This window comes from Microvirga sp. M2 (genome assembly GCF_047497095.1).
Lineage (GTDB): Bacteria > Pseudomonadota > Alphaproteobacteria > Rhizobiales > Beijerinckiaceae > Microvirga.
Genome location: NZ_CP134064.1, coordinates 1,339,217 through 1,359,946 on the forward strand (window position 1 = coordinate 1,339,217; position 20,730 = coordinate 1,359,946).

General features: G+C 63.6%; 17 protein-coding genes. 6 read left to right on the plus strand and 11 right to left on the minus strand.

Annotated elements, in window-relative coordinates:
* The first annotated feature begins 118 nt into the window (after positions 1–118).
* Positions 119–1,015: a sugar phosphate isomerase/epimerase family protein gene (locus tag RE429_RS25845; RefSeq protein WP_414474587.1), complete on the plus strand. Its 897-nt coding sequence runs from the start codon at positions 119–121 to the stop codon at positions 1,013–1,015.
* Positions 1,016–1,197: 182 nt separating this feature from the next.
* Here RE429_RS25845 and argE read toward each other — a convergent pair whose 3' ends face one another.
* From argE to RE429_RS25875, 6 genes are all read right to left on the minus strand, one after another.
* A complete protein-coding gene (argE, locus tag RE429_RS25850) occupies positions 1,198–2,367 on the minus strand; it encodes an acetylornithine deacetylase (protein WP_414474588.1) in 1,170 nt (389 codons plus the stop codon).
* A gap of 25 nt (positions 2,368–2,392) precedes the next feature.
* A complete protein-coding gene (locus RE429_RS25855) occupies positions 2,393–3,448 on the minus strand; it encodes an ABC transporter ATP-binding protein (RefSeq protein ID WP_414474589.1) in 1,056 nt (351 codons plus the stop codon).
* On the minus strand, positions 3,445–4,461 hold the full coding sequence (locus RE429_RS25860; RefSeq protein ID WP_414474590.1) for an ABC transporter ATP-binding protein: 1,017 nt from the start codon (positions 4,459–4,461) through the stop codon (positions 3,445–3,447). Before RE429_RS25860 ends, RE429_RS25855 begins: the two co-directional genes overlap by 4 nt.
* The gene (locus tag RE429_RS25865) at positions 4,433–5,341 is read right to left on the minus strand and encodes an ABC transporter permease (RefSeq protein ID WP_414474591.1); all 909 of its coding nucleotides are present in this window, start codon (positions 5,339–5,341) and stop codon (positions 4,433–4,435) included. Before RE429_RS25865 ends, RE429_RS25860 begins: the two co-directional genes overlap by 29 nt.
* Positions 5,338–6,315 carry an ABC transporter permease gene (locus tag RE429_RS25870; RefSeq protein ID WP_414474592.1) on the minus strand — a complete coding sequence of 326 codons (978 nt, stop codon included), beginning with the start codon at positions 6,313–6,315 and terminating at the stop codon, positions 5,338–5,340. The genes RE429_RS25865 and RE429_RS25870 overlap by 4 nt, the downstream gene beginning before the upstream one ends.
* 78 nt (positions 6,316–6,393) lie before the next feature.
* Positions 6,394–7,992, minus strand: coding sequence for an ABC transporter substrate-binding protein (locus RE429_RS25875; RefSeq protein WP_414474593.1), 1,599 nt, complete (start codon positions 7,990–7,992; stop codon positions 6,394–6,396).
* A 184-nt stretch (positions 7,993–8,176) separates the two neighbouring features.
* Here RE429_RS25875 and RE429_RS25880 point away from each other — a divergent pair, with 184 nt between their 5' ends.
* Positions 8,177–9,040 (plus strand): IclR family transcriptional regulator, encoded by an 864-nt coding sequence (locus RE429_RS25880; protein ID WP_414474594.1) that lies wholly within the window; start codon positions 8,177–8,179, stop codon positions 9,038–9,040.
* Between the two features lie 1,609 nt (positions 9,041–10,649).
* On the opposite strand, the gene RE429_RS25885 is transcribed toward RE429_RS25880, so the two are convergent.
* The 4 genes from RE429_RS25885 to RE429_RS25900 form a co-directional block, all read right to left on the minus strand.
* Positions 10,650–11,057 carry a DUF1236 domain-containing protein gene (locus RE429_RS25885; RefSeq protein WP_414474595.1) on the minus strand — a complete coding sequence of 136 codons (408 nt, stop codon included), beginning with the start codon at positions 11,055–11,057 and terminating at the stop codon, positions 10,650–10,652.
* Positions 11,058–11,394: 337 nt separating this feature from the next.
* The gene (locus tag RE429_RS25890) at positions 11,395–12,531 is read right to left on the minus strand and encodes a DUF1236 domain-containing protein (RefSeq protein WP_414474596.1); all 1,137 of its coding nucleotides are present in this window, start codon (positions 12,529–12,531) and stop codon (positions 11,395–11,397) included.
* Between the two features lie 328 nt (positions 12,532–12,859).
* Positions 12,860–13,903, minus strand: a complete 1,044-nt coding sequence (locus RE429_RS25895; protein WP_414474597.1) for a sensor histidine kinase — start codon at positions 13,901–13,903, stop codon at positions 12,860–12,862.
* Complete coding sequence (locus RE429_RS25900) at positions 13,887–15,404, minus strand: ATPase domain-containing protein (RefSeq protein ID WP_414474598.1); 1,518 nt, start codon at positions 15,402–15,404, stop codon at positions 13,887–13,889. The genes RE429_RS25895 and RE429_RS25900 overlap by 17 nt, the downstream gene beginning before the upstream one ends.
* 262 nt (positions 15,405–15,666) lie before the next feature.
* Here RE429_RS25900 and RE429_RS25905 point away from each other — a divergent pair, with 262 nt between their 5' ends.
* The 4 genes from RE429_RS25905 (at position 15,667) to RE429_RS25920 (ending at position 19,699) form a co-directional block, all read left to right on the plus strand.
* Positions 15,667–16,476 (plus strand): Crp/Fnr family transcriptional regulator, encoded by an 810-nt coding sequence (locus RE429_RS25905; protein WP_414474599.1) that lies wholly within the window; start codon positions 15,667–15,669, stop codon positions 16,474–16,476.
* A 204-nt stretch (positions 16,477–16,680) separates the two neighbouring features.
* Positions 16,681–17,661 carry an aldo/keto reductase gene (locus RE429_RS25910; protein ID WP_414475934.1) on the plus strand — a complete coding sequence of 327 codons (981 nt, stop codon included), beginning with the start codon at positions 16,681–16,683 and terminating at the stop codon, positions 17,659–17,661.
* 286 nt (positions 17,662–17,947) lie between these two features.
* Positions 17,948–18,889, plus strand: a complete 942-nt coding sequence (locus RE429_RS25915; RefSeq protein ID WP_414474600.1) for a D-alanyl-D-alanine carboxypeptidase family protein — start codon at positions 17,948–17,950, stop codon at positions 18,887–18,889.
* A 228-nt stretch (positions 18,890–19,117) separates the two neighbouring features.
* Positions 19,118–19,699 (plus strand): Dps family protein, encoded by a 582-nt coding sequence (locus RE429_RS25920; protein WP_414474601.1) that lies wholly within the window; start codon positions 19,118–19,120, stop codon positions 19,697–19,699.
* A gap of 131 nt (positions 19,700–19,830) precedes the next feature.
* Here the strand turns inward: RE429_RS25920 and RE429_RS25925 are convergent, their stop codons facing one another.
* Positions 19,831–20,574 (minus strand): helix-turn-helix transcriptional regulator, encoded by a 744-nt coding sequence (locus RE429_RS25925; RefSeq protein WP_414474602.1) that lies wholly within the window; start codon positions 20,572–20,574, stop codon positions 19,831–19,833.
* Between the last annotated feature and the right edge of the window lie 156 nt (positions 20,575–20,730).

The following is a 20,730-nucleotide window of genomic DNA, read 5'->3' on the forward strand; positions in this document are numbered from 1 at the left end:
ACTACGCTAAGTCTTAAGTAAACATGTGTCAATTACGTTCCAAAGTTGCCGTTTGTGTAGATATTCCTGAAAATCACAAAGTTTTCGACTCGAGAAAACTATACTGGGGAGGTAATCCATGAATAGACTTGGGGTCCATGCCTTGGTTTGGGAGGCAGGATGGAGCCACGACCAATGCGCGCGGGCCATCGCGAAGTCAGCGGAAGTCGGCTACGATTTCATTGAGGCTCCCGCGCTCGATCCCGGCTCCATCGATCCGGATTTCACGAGGCGGGAGCTCGAGAAGAACGGTATCGGGATCAACTTCTCCCTCGGCCTCGAGTTCGACACCGACATTTCCAGCGGCGATCCGGAGAAGGTGCGCCGGGGCCAAGCGAAGCTCGAACAAGCCATCGCGGTCTGCCGGGACTGCGGAGGCCAGTACATCGGCGGCATCCTCTACTCGGCTTTCGGCAAATATACCAAGCCGGCCACTCCCGAAGGCGTCGCTCAGGCGGCGGACGTTCTGCGCGAGGTGGCGGAGATCGCGGCGCGGAGCGACATCACACTCGTGCTCGAGGTGGTGAACCGTTACGAGACGAATGTCCTCAACACCGCAGCGCAAGGCGTGGAGATGTGCAAGCGCATCGGCGCGAGCAACGTGAAGGTCCACCTCGATGTCTATCACATGAACATCGAGGAATCGGACATCGCATCCGCCATCATGGAAACGGGCGACTATCTCGGCTATTTCCACACCGGCGATTCCCATCGGGGCTATCTCGGCTCCGGAACCGTCGATCTCACCGGCGCATTCCGCGCCCTCGTCCGGTCCGGCTATCAAGGGCCGATCACCTTCGAGTCCTTCTCGTCCCGTGTCGTCGGACAGCCGCTGGAGGGTATCCTCGGCATCTGGCGCAATCTCTGGGACGACGGTCACGATCTCGCCTCTCACGCGCTGATGTATACCCGCGCGCAGTTGAAGGCCGCCCAGGAGGCGCATCGCCAGGCCACCGAACGCAGCCGCTTGCCATAAGGCGCGCCTGCGGCCCGCAGAGCATGCGATCTTGAAGCGTTTTCGGTCAGCCGAACCGGGACCTGTCTCGCCGGTGCATGGGTTCCGCCCGTCGCGATGGGAAAGGGGCAGGCGGGCATCGGCTCTCGATGCCCGTGCCAGGTTGCTGCCACGGAGCCGTCAAGCCCGAGTCGACGGCCCGGTCAGTTCGTCGCCCTGTCGAGGAGGCGACGCATGAAAGCCTCGCATTTGGCGACCTCGCCGAGTTCGATGTATTCGTCAGGCTTGTGGGCCTGGGCGATGTTGCCGGGGCCGCACACCACGGCAGGGATGCCGCCCAGCTTCTGGAACGGACCGGCTTCGGTCGCAAAGGCGACCTTGGCGTGGCCGTTCTGTCCGGCCAGGGCCTTTGCCAGAGTGACGACGTCGTCCTCCGGCTCCGAAGCGAGGCCGGGAGTCGAGGACAGCTGCTGCCAGGAGAAGCCTGCATCGGGGGCGATGGCCTTCATGGCCGGCTCAAGGACCTCATGGGCGTAGCGCTTCACCTCGGCCAGCAATTCTTGCGGATCCTGTTCCGGGAGATGACGGAACTCGAACACGAACTCGCATTCCGAAGGCACGATGTTGAGCGCCGTGCCGCCGCGGATCACGCCGGTGTGCACCGTGGTGTGGGGGATGTCGAAATCGGCATCGAACGGTCCCTCTTTGGCGATCCGCCGCGCCATGCCGCGCAGGTAGGAAACCACCTCGGCCGCGTATTCGACCGCATTGACGCCCTGCGGGGCCAGGGAGGAGTGACAGGAAAGACCGCTGACCCGGCAGCGCATTCCCAGCTTGCCCTTGTGGGCGCTGATGACCTGCATCCCGGTCGGCTCGCCGATAATCGCCATGCCCGGCCGCACGGACAAGTCGTTGAGATGGGCGATCAATCGTCGAACACCGACGCAGCCGACTTCTTCGTCGTAGGAAAAGGCATAGTGAATCGGTGTTTTCAGATCGGCTTGTGCGAAGGCCGGCGCGAAGGCGAGCGCGATGGCCACGAAGCCTTTCATGTCCGCGGTGCCCCGCCCATAGAGCCGGTCGCCGCGCCGGGTGAGCGTGAAGGGATCGCTCGTCCAATCCTGCCCGTCGACGGGCACGGTGTCGGTGTGGCCGGACAGCAGGATGCCGCCCCGGTCACGTGGGCCGATAGTGGCATAGAGATTGGCCTTCTGGCCGGTTTCGTCGAACACGAGCGTGCTCTCGATGCCGATCCGGTCCAGATAGTCGCGGATATAGCCGATCACTTCCAGGTTGGAATTCCGGCTCGTCGTGTCGAAGCCGACGAGGTCCCGGATCAGTTCGAGGCTGACGAGGGTATCCGTATTCATCATCGCTCCAGGCTCGCCCGCAATCCGCTTAGCGAGCGTCATTCAGGTGGCAGGCCGAGAAACGCCCGGGCGCGACTTCGCGCATTTGGGGGCGTTCCATCGTGCAGCGCGGCAAAGCATGCGGGCAGCGCGGGTGGAAGGCGCAACCGGACGGCGGGTCCAGAGGCGACGGGATTTCGCCCTTGATCGGCGCGAAGATCCGCTTGCGTGTGTCGACCCGCGGCGCCTCATCGAGGAGCGCGCGGCTATAGGGATGGTTCGGCTGCGAAAACAGCTCGGGCGTTGGCGCGATCTCGACGACCCGGCCCAGATACATGATCACCGTGCGGTCGGCAATGTGCTCGACGACGCCGAGATCGTGGCTGATGAACAGGTAGGTCAGGCCGAGATCGCGACGCAGTTCCATGAACAGGTTGATGATCTGCGCCTGAATCGAGACGTCGAGCGCCGCAACGGATTCGTCGCAGACGAGGAAATCCGGTCTGACCGCCAAGGCGCGAGCGATGCCGATCCGCTGGCGCTGACCGCCGGAGAACTGATGCGGGAACCGTGCCGCATAGGTCGGGTCGAGACCGACTTTCTCCATGATGGTGGCGACGTGATCGGCCTGCTCCTTCCGTGAGACGATGCCGTGAACGCGCGGCGCTTCGCCGATGATCTCGGACACGCGCATGCGCGGATTGAGCGAAGCCATGGGATCCTGGAACACCATCTGGATCTTCAGCTTGGCCTGTCGTGCCTGTTCGGGCGACATGACGGCCATCGGTTGTCCCTTATAGAGCAGCTGACCGCTGCTGGGGGGCATGATCCCCGCCACCATGCGGCCCAGAGTGGTTTTGCCGCAGCCCGATTCGCCGACGAGGCCCACCACCTCGCCCGGAGCGATGCTCAGGCTCACGTCGTCGACGGCATGGACGTCATATTCCTGCACCTTGGCTCCGAGCCGTTTCGCCACTCGCTCGGCGAAATCGAGGCTGCTGGAGAAGCGCTTGGTCAGATGCGCGAGTTCCAGGATCGGCTGGACTCCGCCGGTCGCTGCACGACGCGGTTCAGGATTGGCTTGTGACGATAGAGCGTTGGTCATGCGGCGGCCCCATGGGGATGAAAGCAGCGCCAGTCATGGCCGCCGTCTCCCGCAAGGGAGGGCAGGGCGAGACAGGCATCGGTGGCGCGCGGGCAGCGTGAACGGAAGGCGCATCCTTCAGGCAGGTAGAGCAGGGACGGCGTCATCCCGGGAATCTGGGCGAGCGGTTGGCCACGCTTGTTGCGGCTCGGAACGGAACCGAGAAGGCCGTGGGTATAGGGGTGGCGGGCCCGGTCGATCACCTCTTCCGTGGTGCCGGTCTCAACGATACGTCCGGCATACATCACGGCGATCCGGTCGGCCAATGCCGACACGATGGCGAGGTCGTGCGTGACCCAGACCAGTGCGGTTCCGGTCTCTCGGCACAGCTTCTGAACCTCGAAGAGAATCTGGGCCTGGATCGTAACGTCGAGCGCGGTCGTCGGCTCGTCCGCGATGATGACCTCGGGCTGGTGGAGCAGGGCGATGGCGATGGCGACGCGCTGGCGCATGCCGCCCGAGAACTGATGCGGATAGGACGACAGCCGTTCGTCGGGAGAGGGAATGCCGACACGCGCGAGCGCCTCTCGGGCACGGTCGCGGGCTGCGCGGCGAGAAACACGCTCGTGGGCGAGAACGGTCTCCACCATCTGGGTCTCGACGCTGAGCACCGGGTTGAGCGTCATCATGGGGTCCTGGAAGATCATGGCGATCCGGGTGCCCCGCAACTGGCGCAGGCGTTTTTCGTCCGCCGTCACGAGGTCCTCTCCCCGATAGCGGACCGAGCCTCCGACGATGCGGCCCGGTGGATCGATGAGGCCGATGATCGACATGCCGGTGACTGACTTGCCAGAGCCCGATTCTCCGACCAGGCCCAGGATTTCACCGCGGTTGAGGGTGAAGCTCACGCCGTCCACCGCCTTCGCAACGCCGCCGCGCGTGAAGAAGTGGGTGCGCAGATCCTCGACTTCGAGCACTGGAATCTGTTGAGTCACGTTCGCCTCCTCAGTGCTGCAGGCGCGGGTTGAGGACATCGCGCATCTGGTCGCCCACCAGATTGATGCTGACGATGGTGATCAGCAGCGCAAGGCCGGGGAAAACGCTGACCCAGTACTCGCCGCTCAGCATGTAGTCGAAACCGGACGCGATGAGCATGCCGAGTGACGGCTCCGTCACCGGAACGCCGACGCCGAGGAAGGAGAGCGTCGCCTCCAGCGTGATCGCATGGGCGACCTGCACGGTGGCGACGACGATCAGCGGCGGCAGGCAGTTCGGCAGCAAATGACGCAGCACGATGCTGCGGCCCGGCAACGCCAGACATTGCGCAGCCTCGACATATTCCTTGCGACGTTCGACCAGTGCGGCACTGCGTACGGTGCGGGCATAATAGGCCCATTGCACGGCAGTGAGCGCCACGATCACCTTGTCGACGCCCTTGCCGAGCACGGCCAGCAGAATCAGCGCGATCAGAATCGCCGGGAAGGACAGCTGGATATCCACGAGCCGCATGATCGCGGAATCCGTGCCGCCTCCGGCATAGGCTGCGACCATGCCGACGATCAAGCCGATGGCGAGCGCCATGGCCGTGGACGAGAACGCGACCAGGAGAGAGGTGCGCAGGCCGTAGAGAATCGCGCTCAGCAGGTCCCGGCCCTGCTCGTCCGAGCCGAGCCAGAATGTGATTCCGTCGAAGCTTTCTCCGCCGGGATGCAGCATTCCGTCCATGATGTTCAGCGTGCTGAGATCGTAAGGATCCTGCGGCGCGATCAGGGGAGCGAACAGGGCCGACGAGACGACCAGAGCCAGCGCGATCAGGCCGAGAAGTGCGGTGCGGCTTTCCAGAAACTGGGAGACGAACCGCCTCAGGGGCGTCTGCACCTTGGGGGGCGTGGGAAGCGAAGTTGCCGTGGTCATGCCTTGCCGCCTCCCAGGCGAATGCGCGGATCGAGCAGCGAATAGATCAGATCGACCACGAGGTTGATGACGATGAAGAGGAGCACGGTGACCAGCAGGTAGGCCACCACCACGGGGCGGTCGAGCACCAGAATGCTGTCGATCAGGAGCTTGCCCATTCCCGGCCACGCGAAGACCGACTCGGTAACGACCGAAAAGGCGATGACGGAGCCCAGCTCGAGGCCGAGAACGGTGACCACCGGGATCATGATGTTCTTGAGAATATGGACGCCGATGACGCGCCGCATCGGCAGGCCCTTGGCGCGAGCGAAGCGGACGTAATCCTGCAGCGCCACCTCGCGGGTTCCGGCGCGGGCGAGGCGTATCACGAGAGACACCTTGAAGAGAGCCAGGTTCAGCGCCGGGAGAAGCAGGTGCTTGAGGCCGTCGAGCGTCAGAAAGCTGAACGGGACGCCAAACACGCTGACGGTCGATCCCCGGCCGCTGGCAGGGAGCCAGCCGAGAGAGACGGCGAAAGCCATGATGAGAAGCATGCCGACCCAGAAGGTGGGAAGACTGAATCCCAGGATCGATCCGGCCATGATGATGCGGCCTGCGCGGGAGTCCGGACGAAGTCCTGCCCACATGCCCAGCGGAATGCCTGTCAGCACCGCGATGATCATGGCGAACAGCGCCAGTTCAAGGGTCGCCGGAAAGCGCTCGAGGACCAGGTTGACGGCCGGCACGCCGTGGACGAACGAGGTTCCGAGGTCGCCGGAAAGAGCATTCTTGGCGAAGGTCAGGAACTGCTCGTGCATAGGACGATCGAGGCCGAGGCGCGCAATGGCGGCGGCTCGCTCGACTTCGTCGGCCTCGGGGCTGATCAGCACGTCGATGGGGTTGCCGATCGCGAAGATGCCCGCGAACACCAGGACGGACATGATCGCAACCACGATCGCGCTCTGGGCGATGCGCCGGATCAGAAAAACCAGCATGTCGAATTCCACATGGCGGACGGGAAAATGGATCGGGGACGGCTGATGCCGCCCCCGACAGGCGAATGGCGGGCGCCCTTACTTGGCCGCGTGGATCGCTGCCGCCAGCGTGTACTGGTCGGCTCGGGGTTCGTAGCTCAGCCCCTTGCGCATGGCCCACGAAGTCACCTCGTAGTGCAGGGGCAGGACGGCGTAGTCGTCCATCGCGACCTTCATCGTCTCGGCCAGGAGCTTTTCCCGTTCCTTGTCGTCGACGGTGGCAAGGGCCTTGGTGAGCAGCTCGTCGAGCTTCGGGTTGGAATATCCCGTGTAGTTCGTCGGCCCGAAGCCCTTCTCCTTGATCCTCGTGGCGACCAGGGACTTCAGGGGTGAAGACGCTTCACCGGTCGCGGCGCTCCAGCCCGCGAGATACACGCTGAACTCGCCCTTGTTGCGCCGTGAGAAGAAGACGTTGACGGTCGACGCATCCACCTGGGTCTTGATGCCGAGCCGGCTGTACATCTGGGCGACCGCCTGGGCGATCTTCTCGTCGTTGATGTAACGGTCGTTCGGCGTGCCGATCGTCAGTTCGAAGCCGTTGGGATAGCCGGCTTCGGCCAGCAGCTCCTTGGCCTTCTTTGCATCGCTGACGACTGTCAGGTCGGGGTTCGTGCCGAACAGGCCCGGCGCCAGGAGCTGAGCTGCGGGTTCCGCGGTATTGTTCATGATGCGCTGAACGATGGCCTTGCGGTCGATGGCCAGCGAAAGCGCCTGACGAACGCGGATGTCGCGCAGCGGGTTCTTGCCGTCGGTGCCCTTGATCGTCGGCGTCGGTTCGGCCTGATCGAGGGCGAGATAGACCACGCGGTTCGACATGGTTTCGACGACCGAGACTTTGGGGTCCTTGCGCAGCCGCTCCAGGTCCTGCAGCGGTGGCTCGTCGACCAGGTCGACGTCCCCTGCGAGCAGTGCCGCGACACGCGGACCGTCGCTGGTGATCGGGCGGAACGTCACCTTCTCCCACTCGGGCTTTTGGCCCCAGTAGTCGGGGTTGCGAGCAAGCACGATCCGCTCACCCTTGACGTACTCGGCCAGCTTGAAGGGGCCGGTGCCGATGGCGAGCGTTCCATCGTTGAAGGCTTGCGTCGTCGGCCAGGAATCAGCCTTGCAGCCCGCCTTGTCGAACGCGACCTTCTCGCCGCCGGCAGCCTTGGCCGAGATGATGCCGAAGGTGGTCAATTCCACGGGCAGTAGGGGATAGGGTGCCGCCGTCTTGATGACGATGGTGTAAGGATCCGGCGTCTCGATGGCGTCGATGCCCTTGGTGTAGAGCGTGAACGACGACGGGCTGTTGGCCACGTTCGGGATGCGGCAGACCGAATAGACGAAGTCCTGTGCCGTGAACTCCGTGCCGTTGTGGAATTTCACGCCCCTGCGCAGCTTGAATTCCCAGGTCGTGTCATCCACCGTCCGCCAGGATTCCGCCAGCGCCGGGATCAGGCGCTGCTTGGCGTCCTGATCGACGAGCGATTCGAAGATGTGCCGGCGCACCGTATTGTTGGGTGTGAGGTTATGGTAGTGCGGATCGAGGGAGCTCGGCTCAGAAGCGGTGCCGATCTTGATCTCCGCCGCCAATGCGTGGCTGGCGAGGAACGACGCGGCGAGGACGCCGGCAAGGACGCTTATTGGCTGTTTCATGGTCTCTCTCTGATGGTCGCTCCTGAGCCGGTCGGCCTGGAGCTTTTGTTACTTGAAAACAGATATCTGTTATCGCAATGCGATAGGAGAGTAGCGCAACGCGATTATTTCAGATAGAATTGCCTAGCTTGTCAAGGGATCTGCCGCGAAGCGGACCCTGGCTGAACGCATGGAGGAAGCCGTCATGGCGCCGAGACGGTCCGTCGCAATCAAGGATCCGGCAGAGATGCCGGACGTTCTGCGTGCCGAGGGCGTGACTAGCGGGACGTCCCGGGAAGACCCGCTGTTCATCAACTCCCTCGCGAAGGGCCTAGGGGTGCTGAAGGCCTTCGATGACAGTTGGGATGCCCTTGGCCTGCGCGAGATCGCAGGGCGATCGGGAATCAGCATGGGAGCCGCCCAGCGCATCACGCATACGCTGGTCCGTCTCGGCTATCTGCACAAGGATGAAAGGACGCGCCGCTACCGCCTCGCGGTGCGCATGCTCGATTTCGCATACCATTATTTTCACGCCAGTCCGCTGTACGAGGTCGCAATCCCGTTCGTGGCCTCAGCGCGGGACGATTGCCGAGAGACGATCAACGTCGCTGAACTCGATGGCCCGGAGGTCGTTGCCGTCATCCGCATGCCGAGCCGCCGCTTGATGAATCCGACATCGACGATCGGGCGCAGGCTGCCGGCCTTCTGCACGGCCGGGGGCCGGGCGCAACTCGCCTGGCTGCCGGCCGAGGAGGTAAAGCTCATTCTCGACAAGACGAATTTCCAGCCACGAACCCCACATACGCTTATCGACCGCGCAGCGGTGGAGCAGCGCCTGACAGCTGCGAGACGTGATGGCTTCGCTCTCGTGGAGGAGGAGGTCAATCACGGTGAGATTGCACTCGCGGCGCCGATTCTGGATGGAAGCGGACGCCCGCTGGCAGCGGTCGGCGTTTCGACATCCACCGCAGATTGGACGGCTGAAGCGGCGCGCGAGAAGCTTGCTCCGATCGTCATGCAAACGGCACGCCTGATCTCACGTTCTCTTCAAGGCTGGAAGCCATTCTAGAGCATCGTGCGAAAAAGTGAGAACCGGTTTTGCGTGAAAAGATGCTCAAGATCACAATGTGAAAGCGTCGAACGTGAGTTCGATCTCACATCCGACGCTGTAAATGGCCGCTCCGGTCAAACGGCCGCGGTCAAGGCGACGGTGCCGGCCTCACTGACGTCACTTCATTATTTTTTGGCACAGATCGCCCTGGCCCGCGTGCTGCTTTCATCCTCGTGCACGGAGAAACAATAGACGCTGTTCTCGTCCATGGCGAAATGGTCGTTGCGGTTGCATGTCCCGCCGATCGGAAACTCGTCTTCGTCGCAGCGGGCGGCGCATCGCCCTCCCGGCGCGCATTGCTGCACGAGCACCCGAAGGATCGTTCCGGCCGCTCCTGGTCGTCCCTCCGGCCCTATCGGGCCAGGAGGCCCCGAGGGGCCAGCCGTTCCGGCGGGACCCGCTGGGCCAGCCGTTCCGGCGGGACCCGCTGGGCCAGGAGGGCCGGGCGGTCCGGCTTCTCCCTGCGGTCCAGCCGGCCCGCCTGGACCGGCCGGACCTTCCGGTCCAAGAGGTCCCACCGCGCCCGAGTCCCCTCTCGGGCCAGGGGCTCCCTGCGGTCCTTGCGGCCCTTGGAGTCCCGCGCCCCCTTGGGGTCCCTGCGGTCCCGTTGGTCCGGCGGATCCCTCCGGTCCAGGAGGTCCTGGAGGACCGAGCGGGCCGGGAGGTCCTGGCGGGCCCTGGGCGCCGTCGGCTCCGGCCGGCCCGCTTAGTCCTTGGGGGCCGAGTGGACCCTCCGGCCCGGGAGTGCCGGCCGGTCCAGGCGGGCCTGCCACAGCCTGCTCGAGTGACGCCTGTTGCGGCATCGTCTCGTTGCGCGGCCCCTCGGGGCCCCTCTGGCCGCAGAACCCGACCACCGCCTCGCGCTGCTCCTCATCGGCCCGGAGCGTGACGATGCAGTTGGCAGGATGGTAGATCACCCGGAATGCGAAGCGTCCATTCGCGTCGGTTTTCGTCTGGTGGTCGGCGTCGAGGGTAATTTCCGTCTGACGCGGTTTGTTGAGCCGACCGACGACCCGCAACTCGCCTGCCGTGATCATGGCCTGTTCCACGATGATATCCGCCACTGCAGGACCAGCACTCAGGGCCAGGGTGCTCGCAAGGAGCCAGCGTTCAAGCTTCACCATTTCCTCCCGCCTTGTCTGCCAAGCTTCGCTCGGGAGGGCTCCGGCGTCAATTTGGGAAGCGTGGCGAAACAGCGGTAAGCCGATCGCGCAAAAAAGGGCCTCATGAATCGTCTTCGGCATTTCACATCGAAGCGATTTATTGCAGTCAGGCTCGATCGGGTTCCTTCCAATGGAACCGGAGGTCCATGTCGGAGCAGCCTATATTCGAGTTGATGGTTCGATGTGGCGGATTGGCCATCGGGCGTGAAACGAGTTTATTCGAGGAGCGTGAATTCCCAACAGCGCGCGGGCCCATCCGCCCGTGTCGGGAATTCCCCTCGTTTCGCGCGAGGGCTAAGCCGTCATGACGACAGCAACCATTGTCCGAATGCGGTTGGTATCGAGATTTCATACGAAAAGGGCGGCCCCGCTGGGCCGCCCATTCCAGTGTCCACGTATGTCGCTTAGCGGATGACCTGGACGATCTTGCGGGTGCCCGGTTCGACCAGCACGGGAGTGTCGTTCACCACCGTGTAGCGATAGCCCTTCACTTTGTACTGAGCGGGAACCTCGTGGAAGGTCACGCCGGATTCCGGAAGCACGGCGCCCACGCGCACCTCTTCCTTGTAGGTGTAGGAGGGAACGTGCTGGGTGGTGACGTACTGGCGGAACTCCGGCTGCTGCTGGTCGGCGATGCCGCCCACGATGGCGCCCGTCACGCCGCCCACCGCAGCACCGACAGGACCGCCCACGATGGCGCCGCCGACCGCACCGGTCGCCGCACCGGCCGCGGCGCCACCGGATTGGGCGAAGGCTGCCGCGGGGGCGAGGGATGCAAGGACGGCGCCAGCAAGAAGAAGCTTCTTCGACATGGATTTTCTCCTGAATTTCTAGCTCGGGTTTTTGGCCCGCTGTTCACTTAACGTCTATTAGCGAGAATAGTTTCGCCAGCGGCGGTATAATTTAGCGTGTTCCCATAATATTCATGAAGATGAATGCTGCATTAATATCTCCAATATCTTGTCGATTGTCGGAGATGGCTCGGGCCGTGAACTGTAATTCCATATTTTCGAGGCGCATTCCTAGAGCCGCGTCTTGAAGGAGCCACGGTGGTTGCCGGAGGCTTTGTCACTCGATCCAGAGCGGCTGGTCGGTTCCGCCGCTTGAACGGAGGGGTTGGAGGGAGGTGCCTCCCTCCAACCGAATGACTTATTCGATGACCTCGATCACGCGGCGGGTCTCGGGCTCGACCAGCGCGACTTCGTCACCGATCACCACGTAGCGATAGGTCCGGAGCTCCGGCATTTCGCTGACGACGGCTTCCGGCACCTCCATGATTTCGACGTCCTGCGGAAGCGTCGCGCCTTCGCGGATCTCGATCCTGGTCGACGTGGACGGCCGAATCGAACCCGTGGTCTCAACGGTGCTCTTGAACTTCTTGCGCTGTTCGCTGTTCAGGCTCACCGAGGCAGACTTGCGCGAGCTGCCCGATTTATGGATCACCTCGACGATCTTCTTCGTCTTCGGCTCGACGATCACGATCTCATCGCGCACCACCACGTACTGATAGGTCCGGTACTGCGGCACGATCCGCACGACTTCCGGCGGCAGGGGCGACAGACGCACCTCCTCGGTGATGGTGGTGCCGACCGACACGTTGAAGCTCACGTTCGAAACCGTGTTGACGCTGGTCCTGCTGAATGCCTGCGTCACCTCGGTGCGTTGCTCCGTGTTCAGGCTCGCAACTGCGTTCGTCGAGGTGTTCGACGAGGCGGAAGTGGATGGCGGGTTGCTCTGCCGGGCAGCGGAGCCCGAGGGCTGCGCGGCCGCATTCGAACCGGACTGGGTGCTCTGCTGCTGCGAGGAGCCGGTGGTCGAGCGCTGCTGGCTTTCCCGAGGGGCCTGCGATGTGGCGCTGGAGCCTGTCGTAGCGCTTTGCGAACTGCTCGTCGATTGAGAATAGCCTTGCTGCGGACGCTGCTTGTGATCCGAGGATTGGGTCGAGCTGCCGGAGACGGTCGGGCGCTGGGTCCGCTCAGGCGAAGTCGCCGAACCGGTGCTGGACGTATCTTGCGAGGATGAACCCTGGCGCGATTGCACCTGACCGGTCGATGATCCGGAGGGAGCCGAGTTCTGGCTGCGCTTCGGGTCAGTGGTCACGGAACGGGGATGATCCCGGCCCGAAGCGCCTTCCGCAGTACCGGATGCTTCCGTTGAAGACGCCGGTGGCGTAATCTGAGCACGCGAGGTGCCCGACGAGCCGGGGGCTTCGGCCTGTGCGAGGACCGGAGCGGCCCCGAGGACCAACGCTACGGCGGCGGCCGTCGAAAGCAGGGTTGAACGCATCGAACATGCTCCTTTAGATCAATTCCAATCGGGAATTGTCTAACGGAGCTTGACAGCTTCCGTTCCCATGATGATCGGCAGGATACCGCAATCATTTGCACGCCATGGGGCAAACCGCGCGGTGTCCTATGGACTGTCCCGATGCCAGTTTGCGGGATGGGGGCCGAAGCCAAAGGTGGATTCCGACCGGGATCGCGAGCGCTCTCCTCCGGGGTGGCTGCGAGGACGAGATCTGGTGACGGGGGCCGGGCTGTGCAGGATGTCCCTGTTCCCAGCAGGCCACCGTCGCGGCCGAATAGGCTCGGTCGAGATCGTGTTCCCTCCACGATCAATATTCGGGCACAAGGCGTTCCTCGACGAGGGGAATGTCCATATGGCAAGACAATCCCTCGCGCTCGTACGAGATACTGATTTCCGCATGGCACTGATGGGTCAAAACCCGGTGCAGGAGCGTCGAGCCGAAACCCTTTCGCCGCGGCGTCTCGACAGGCGGGCCGCCGCGCTCTACCCACGCGATGGCGAGCCGACGCTCTGCTTTCAGATCCCGGACCCTCCAGACCACGGAGATCTCCCCACCTGGAACCGATAACGCCCCGTGCTTGGCAGCGTTCGTGGTGAGCTCATGCACCGCCATGCCGATCGGAACGGCGAGATCGGCCGAGAGCTCCACGGGCGGCCCATCGAGGGTGATCCGCCGCTGGGCGCCATCGTCGTAATGCGACAGCTCATTCCTGAACATTTCGATCAGCGGTGCCGTCTGCCAGTAGTCCTCCGTGAGGAGATTGTGCGTATTGGACAGGGAAACGATCCGGTCCGCGAACGAGCGGTAGAATTCATCGACAGAGTGTGTCGAGCGGGCCGTGGCCCCGAGCAGGCCCTGCACGGTCGCAAGGGTATTCTTCACCCGATGATGCAGTTCGCGGATCAACAGGGCTTGGCGCTCATGGGTTCGCTGACGGTCCTCGAGATGCAGCTCCACCTCTCGCTGCCGCTGCCTCGCCCGTAGAGCAGACCTGGCGGCATTGACCAGCACGGCCGGATGGAACGGACGCTCCAGCACCGTCACGTTCCCAAGCAGCTCGGTCAGGCGCTCGATCGGTGAGCCGCCGCGATGGGTGAGAAGGATAAAGGGAAAATCGGACCAGGGCGGCTGCCGTTCGACCCACCCGGCGAGCTCCCGCCGGTCGGCGTTGAGAAGCGCCTCCTCCGTGACCACCGCGCAGGCTGCCGCATCCAAGCCACCGACAAGCGTCTGGAGGCTAGGGCAGATCTCGGCTTTGATCCCGACTTCGCTAAGGATGGCCCCCGCCACCGCGCAATCCCGCCCATGCGGGGCGAGGATCAGCACGGATCCGTCATCGGCCTTCTTCATCGCCGGCCTCACGCTCCTCGAGAAGGGAGGCGCGCTGGCCCTCGAATGTCGGTACGCCCGTCAACACGCCCCGGAATTGCTCCAGTGGCGGACCAACGCGCAACCCCTGGCTGTCGATCCGGAACTCCCGGATCGTGTCCTCGTGCGGGCCCGTCCGCCGCTTGACGACCGACAAGGCCCGTCGGATCCGCCCGCCGGCCTCGAAAAAACGAAGCAACACGACCGCATCGCTCAGATATGTCAGATCGATCGGCGAAACCATCTGGCCGACCATCCCGTGCTGCGCCAGGATCATGATCGTCACGATGCCCTGCTGGTTCAGATAGGTGAGCAGTTCGTGCATCTGGAGCACGATGAAGGGCTGCTCCGGCATGGCATTCAGATACCCGGTCAGGCTGTCGATCACGACTGTCTTCGCACCACCCTGCTCGACAGCATCCCGCACCCGGTAGGTGAACTCGCCGGGCGAGACGTTGGCCGGATCGATCTGCTCGATGCGCAGTCGCCCGGCTTCCACGTGAGGTGTCAGGTCGAACCCGACGCCTTTCGCCCTCTGCAGGAGGATGCCGGTGGTCTCGTCGAAACTGATCATCAGGCCGGGCTCGCCCCGCTCCAGCGCGGCCCAGAGATAGCCTAGCGCGAGCGTGGACTTGCCTGCGCCCGAGGGGCCCACGACAAGGGTGCTCGTTCCGCGGCTCAAGCCCCCACCCAGGATGCTATCGAGCTCATCGATGCCGCTGGGAATCGCGTCGAGTGCGAATGGCGTGTGATGATCGGCTGCCACGAGACGGGGAAAGACCCGCAGACCGCCGCGTTGGATCTTAAGATCGTGATAGCCGCCCCGGAAGGCGGTGCCGCGCATCTTGGTGACGCTGAGCCGGCGCCGTTCCGACCCATAGGCCGGAACGACCTGCTCGAGACGAATTACCGCGTGGCTGATCGAGTGCAGATTAAGGTCATCCTGCTCGGACGTGAGGTCGTCGAGCATCAGGACCGTGGCATCGTTGAGCAGAAAGTAGCTCTTCAGCGCCAGCACCTGCCGACGATAGCGCAGGGACCCTTGCGACAGAAGCCGGATCTCCGAGAGCGAGTCGAACACGACCCGGCTCGGCTTGACGCGCTCGATCTCCGCCACCGCCATGTGCACCGTCTCGCCGAGTTCCAGATCGGAGGAGTGAACAAGACTCTGTTGTTGTTGCGGATCAAGGCTGAGTTCCGGCGGCACCAGTTCGAAGATCTCGATGCCATCAAGGGACCAGCCATGGCGGGATGCTACGGACAGGAGTTCCCGCTTGCTCTCGGACAGGGTGATGTAGAGACAGGTCTCTCCCTGCTTTGCGCCCGCGAGAAGGAACTGCATCCCCAACGTCGTCTTTCCGGAGCCGGGCCGCCCCTCGATGAGGTGAGCGCGGTTGCCGGCATATCCTCCGGCGAGAATGTCGTCGAGCCCTGCAATGCCTGTTGGGATCGGGGCTGCATCGGAATGCGTCTGAAGCGTCATGGAAAGCCTCAACGGGTGAACGGTTTCGACAGAGCCCGAGTTGGCGCCTCGATCCTCATCCGACACATCGGGACGACACGGGCGCTTGTCTCTGGTGTGTCCCTCATGGAGGGGACGCTCGCGTGTCCTTGTAGACAGGAGCAACGGGCCTGTCTGTGCACATGTGCACACAGGATCGGGGTTATGTTCACAATTGAACGTAAGTTGCCCTGGCGCGTTGGAACTGGCGAAGCGGTGGAGGAAAGTGGAGGAAAGACGCCTGATGCAGCCCGCAATGATCTCGTCGCACCTCAGGAAAAGGATTTCCAGCAACAACCTGCTGAGTGCTCTCAGGCCGGAAGACCTCGCCATCGTGGCGCCTTCGCTGCAGGAGTGGGAGGGCGAAACCGGAGTTAAGCTGTATCAGCCGGGAGATGAGGTCAGATTTGTTTACTTTCCCTGTGGGCCAAGTCTCGCCTCGTTCGTCGTCGAACTCGAGGACGGCCTCACGGTGGAGACTGCCCTGATCGGACGCGAGGGCGCCGTCGGCGGGATCGTGAGCCAAGGACGCCTGCCGGCCTTTGCCCGTTCCGAGGTTCAGTTTCCGGGTCCGTTCCTGCGCCTCTCGACCGCGGATCTCGAGGAGTTCGAAACCCGGTCGCCGAGCCTGCGGCACCTGTTCGCCCGCTACGCGGATTGCATGCTGGCACAGGTGTTCCAATCGGTGGCCTGCAATGCGGTGCACACTATCGAGCAGCGAACGGTGAAATGGCTGCTGGCCGCCATTGATCGAACGGGCGATCACGACATCCCCCTGACCCAGGAGCAGTTGGCCAGCATGATGGGTGTCGGCCGGAGTTACGTGAGCCGGGTCATTCAGTCCTTGAAACGCCGCCATCTCCTGGAGACCCGCAGAGGCGGCGTGCGCGTGCGGGATCTTGAGAGGCTGGATACGTTGTCCTGCGGCTGCAACAACGCCTTGCGCCGCCATTTCGACCAGGTCCTGGCGGGGGTCTATCCAACGGTCGAAGAAAGTTCGGCTCAGAAGGCTGAAGCCGGTAGCAGCCGCCCTGGATCCCGGATGAAGGCGTAAGGACCCGAAATCCGCGCAGCCGATCTGTGGTCTTGCTTCAGCTCTGCGCCCCGGAGCTACGCTTCAAGGCGAGGCGGAGCGGCCCCGCCGGGAACAGGAGTATGGGGTGCGGCTTTTTGGCACCCAATTCAGTTGAGCCGCTTTTCCCTGCATCCGGTGCTTGACGCACGGCGACGGATGCCCCTGGATCGGAAGGAAGAGATGATGCCCCAGTCTCATTTTGCGCCGCCTGGCCCCTTAGGTTTCGGTGGTGCCCCCCTCGGTAACATGTTCGGCGTGGTGTCCGAGGAAACAGCAGAGGCCGCGCTCGGTGCAGCCTGGGACACAGGGGTGCGCTACTTCGACACCGCGCCTCATTACGGCAGTGGCCTGTCCGAGCACCGCTTCGGCCATGTGCTGCGTCGGTACCCGCGTGAGGAGTTCGTCCTTTCCACGAAGGTCGGCCGGATCATGCGGCCTGACCCCAGCGCGCCGGAGAATCCGCCTTTCGTCGGGGGCCTGCCGTTTCGAGGTGAATACGATTACACCTATGACGGGACGATGCGCTCGGTCGAGGATAGCTATCAGCGCCTTGGCTTGGCCCGGATCGACATCGTCTACATCCACGATCTCGCCGCCGATCACCACGGCGACGCGTGGAAGGCGTTGTTCGACGTGGCGATGAACGGCGCCGCCCGGGCTCTCATCCGCCTCCGCGACGAGGGTGTCATCAAGGGATGGGGCATGGGGGTCAATCTGACCGAACCCTGTGAACGGGCCCTCGAGATGTCCGACCCTGACGTGTTCCTCCTCGCCGGACGCTACAGTCTCCTCAATCAGCCGGCGCTGGATCGGCTTTTTCCGATGTGTGCGGATCGGGGCGTGCATGTGGTCGTCGGCGGTCCGTACAATTCCGGTCTGCTCGCGGGAGGGCGGAACTTCGAATACCGGGAGGCGCCCGCCGAGATGATCCGGAAGCGGGACCGCCTGGCGGAAATCTGCGGCCGCCATGGCGTCGATCTGCGGTCGGCAGCCCTTCAGTTCTGTGCTGCCCATCCGGTCGTCGCCGCCATCATTCCCGGTGCCAAGCACGCCGACAAGGTGCGCGAGAACGCCCGGTTGATGGCGGCGAAGATTCCGCAGGCTCTCTGGGAGGACCTGAATCGGGAGGGGCTCATTCCGGCCGACGTTCCAACTCCGGTCTGATGAGCAACCTGCAGGGGTGACTGACTTCCGCCTCCCCCGCGGTCCCTGGCCTTGGCGGCCAGGAGGATGATCCCGGGCGTTGCTCTATATTCCCGTCGGGATCAGCAGGGCAGGCCGCGGACCCGCACGGGCCATTCGTCTCCTGTCCGGTCACATCGTTGGACGGCATGAACCGATCGAAGCCGTCGAGGCGGTCCGGCGTCTGCGGCCCGATGGGAGTACCGAGGTCGGAGGGCCTCGCGATCTGAGGCTTGCGCACGGCCGCGCTTCGGTCAACCATCGGCTCATGAAACTGCCCTCGCTCCTGCTTGCCGCTGGACTGATCCTGGCGGCCGCGCCGACCGGCGCCTCGCCCCTGCTGCTGGTGGACGCCTCCACGGGCGATATCCTCGCGGCCCAGGAGGCGACCCGTTCCTGGCATCCGGCCTCGCTCACCAAGCTGATGACGGCTCATCTTGCCCTTGCGGCAGTTCAATCGGGCCGCCTCACCATGGACAGCTCCATCGTCCTGAGTGCCCGGGCCGCTGCTCAGGCGCCGTCCAAACTGGGCGTCCCACCAGGGACCTCGCTCCGGCTGGAGGATGCACTCCTCGTCATGCTGGTCAAAAGCGCCAACGACGTGGCGGTCGCCATTGCAGAAGCCATCAGCGGGAGCGAGGCATCGTTCGTCACCGCGATGAACGCGGAGGCGAGGCGTCTCGGCATGAGCGGGACGTATTTCGTGAATGCCAGCGGCCTGCATCATGACCGCCAGGTGACCAACGCGCGGGACATGGCCGTGCTGATGCTGGCTATTCTGAGCTACCATGGGGACCATGCCGAACTGTTTCGGACGTCGGCGGTCACGGTCGACGGCCGGACGCTGAAGAACACCAACAAGCTGGTCGAGGACTATTCCGGCCTCGAGGCGACGAAGACCGGCTACGTCTGTGCCTCCGGGTTCAATGCGGCCGTCTCGGCCGTCCGCGGAGGCCGGCGGGTTGTCGGCGTGGTCCTGGGCTCTCCCAGTGCGGCAGCGCGAACGCGGATCATGCGGGAGCTCCTCGACACAGGCCTGTCGGGAACGGCAGGGCCCCTCGGCCATCTGAGCACGGTGAAGGCAGAGGCGCTTGCGCCGGGGACGGATCTGCGTCGCCGCAAGTGCGGTCGAGAGGAGCCTGTGATCGGGACCACCGTCGCCACCGGTGGCGATGTGAAGCGGGCGGGATCCTCGCCGCTTCGTCGCTGACGCTTCCATGGGGGAGCCGATCGGTCGCCGAGTCGACGAGCCTGCACGATGTGAGGCGGGGACACACTTGAGGCGTGTGCGTTTCGATCAGCCCATTCCGGCAGGCGGATCCCGTTCCCGCCCCGGGGAACTTGTCAGGCTCGCAAGGGTTCAGCTTGCGGTGCTCCATCGTCCCGTCGCCAGCAGATGCCGACCTTCGGAGCGTCAGTCCAACATCGGAGATTGCGCATGGCCAGGGCCCTCTCTTCACGTAAATCCACCAAGACAAAGAGCGCGACCAGTATCGCGGCAGAGCGCAAGAGCCGCCCTGCACCCCGCCTTGAAACTCCAACCTTTCTGTCGTCCCAAGCCAGTGAGGAAATCGCGGCGGCGCTGACCGCACTTCTTGCGGATACCTTCGCTCTGTACCTCAAGACCAAGAACTTCCACTGGCATGTGAGCGGCCCCCATTTCCACGACTATCACCTCATGTTCGACGATCAGGCGGACGAGATCTTCGCCATGACCGATCCCCTGGCGGAGCGGGCGCGCAAGGTCGGCGGAACCACCTTGCGGTCGATCGGTCACATTGGACGCGTGCAGCGCCTTCTCGACAACGACGCCAGTTATGTCGAGCCCGCCGACATGCTCGCCGAGCTGATGGACGACAACAAACAGCTCGCCGCCTTCATGCGCCAGACGCACGATTTGTGCGACGATCATGACGATGTCGCGACCGAGAGCCTTCTTGAGGAGTTCATCGACCAGACCGAGAAACGCATCTGGTTCCTATACGAGACGAGCCGCGGAATGCAGACCTCCGGACACTGAGCGTGAGCCCAGAGCATCGGACGCAAAAAGTGGATTTGCACTTTTGGGGTTGAATCCGATGCTCCCTCCTCAAGGAGCGCATCGTTTGATTGGATGCACAGCGACAGTCTAACAGCGTGTGATCAAAGTGCCTATGCCAGCTGGAGGGACGAAGCAGGAATCCCGAACATTCGCTGAAACGTCCGGCTGAAATGCGCGGAATCCGCAAACCCGGCCTCGTATGCAGCAGCTGTCAAAGATGTCCCGGAAGCGATCCGCTCCACCGCGGTCATAAGGCGCCGCCAGAGTAGGTAAGTCTGGAAGGGCAGACCGACCTCGGCGGCGAAGAGATGGCTGAAGCGGCTGTCCGAGAGGCAGGCGATGGATGCAGCGTCCGTAAGCATGATGCGGCCGCTGAGGCGCGCGGCAAGCCATTCGAGCGTTCGCGCGATCCGCGGGTCGAGCGTGCTCATCGGAGGAGTCTCGCCGACAATGTGCTGCAGGACGGACCTGCCCATAGCTTCAACCGTCGCATGGTCCGGCCTCCGGTCCGCCCAGATGGCGGCGAGATTGCTCGATGGGTCTCCGAGGAGCGAGGCGTCGAGGCGAGTCGCAGGAATTCCCATCATCGTGCACGACAGCGATCTGCCCAGCCGGCTTTCGGGCTCCACAAAGAGAAGCGCGATCTTGCCCTCCGGCTCGAATGCATGGGGCACGTTCGAGGCGATGAGGACGGCGGGTCCATCCAAGCGCTTGTCCTGGGTCTGGATGGTAAAGCGACCGCCGGCCGAGAGGGTAACCTGGATGGCGTGATGGGAGTGGACGCGGTTTGTCGGCTGGCCCGCCAACTCAGCCGGCACATCGAAGGACCAGAGGCTGGCACCTTCCCATAGCACTATCCTGCCAGGAACTACGGTCCTCATCTTGTCGCTCAGCCGTTTCTTGCTGTCACGTCATTACCACATTGGGCGCTCAGGCCAAAGTTAGCAGAATCGTTCAAGTACCCTGCCGGCTCCGAGTATAGGTTGCGCCCCTGCAATACCGCCCCCCAC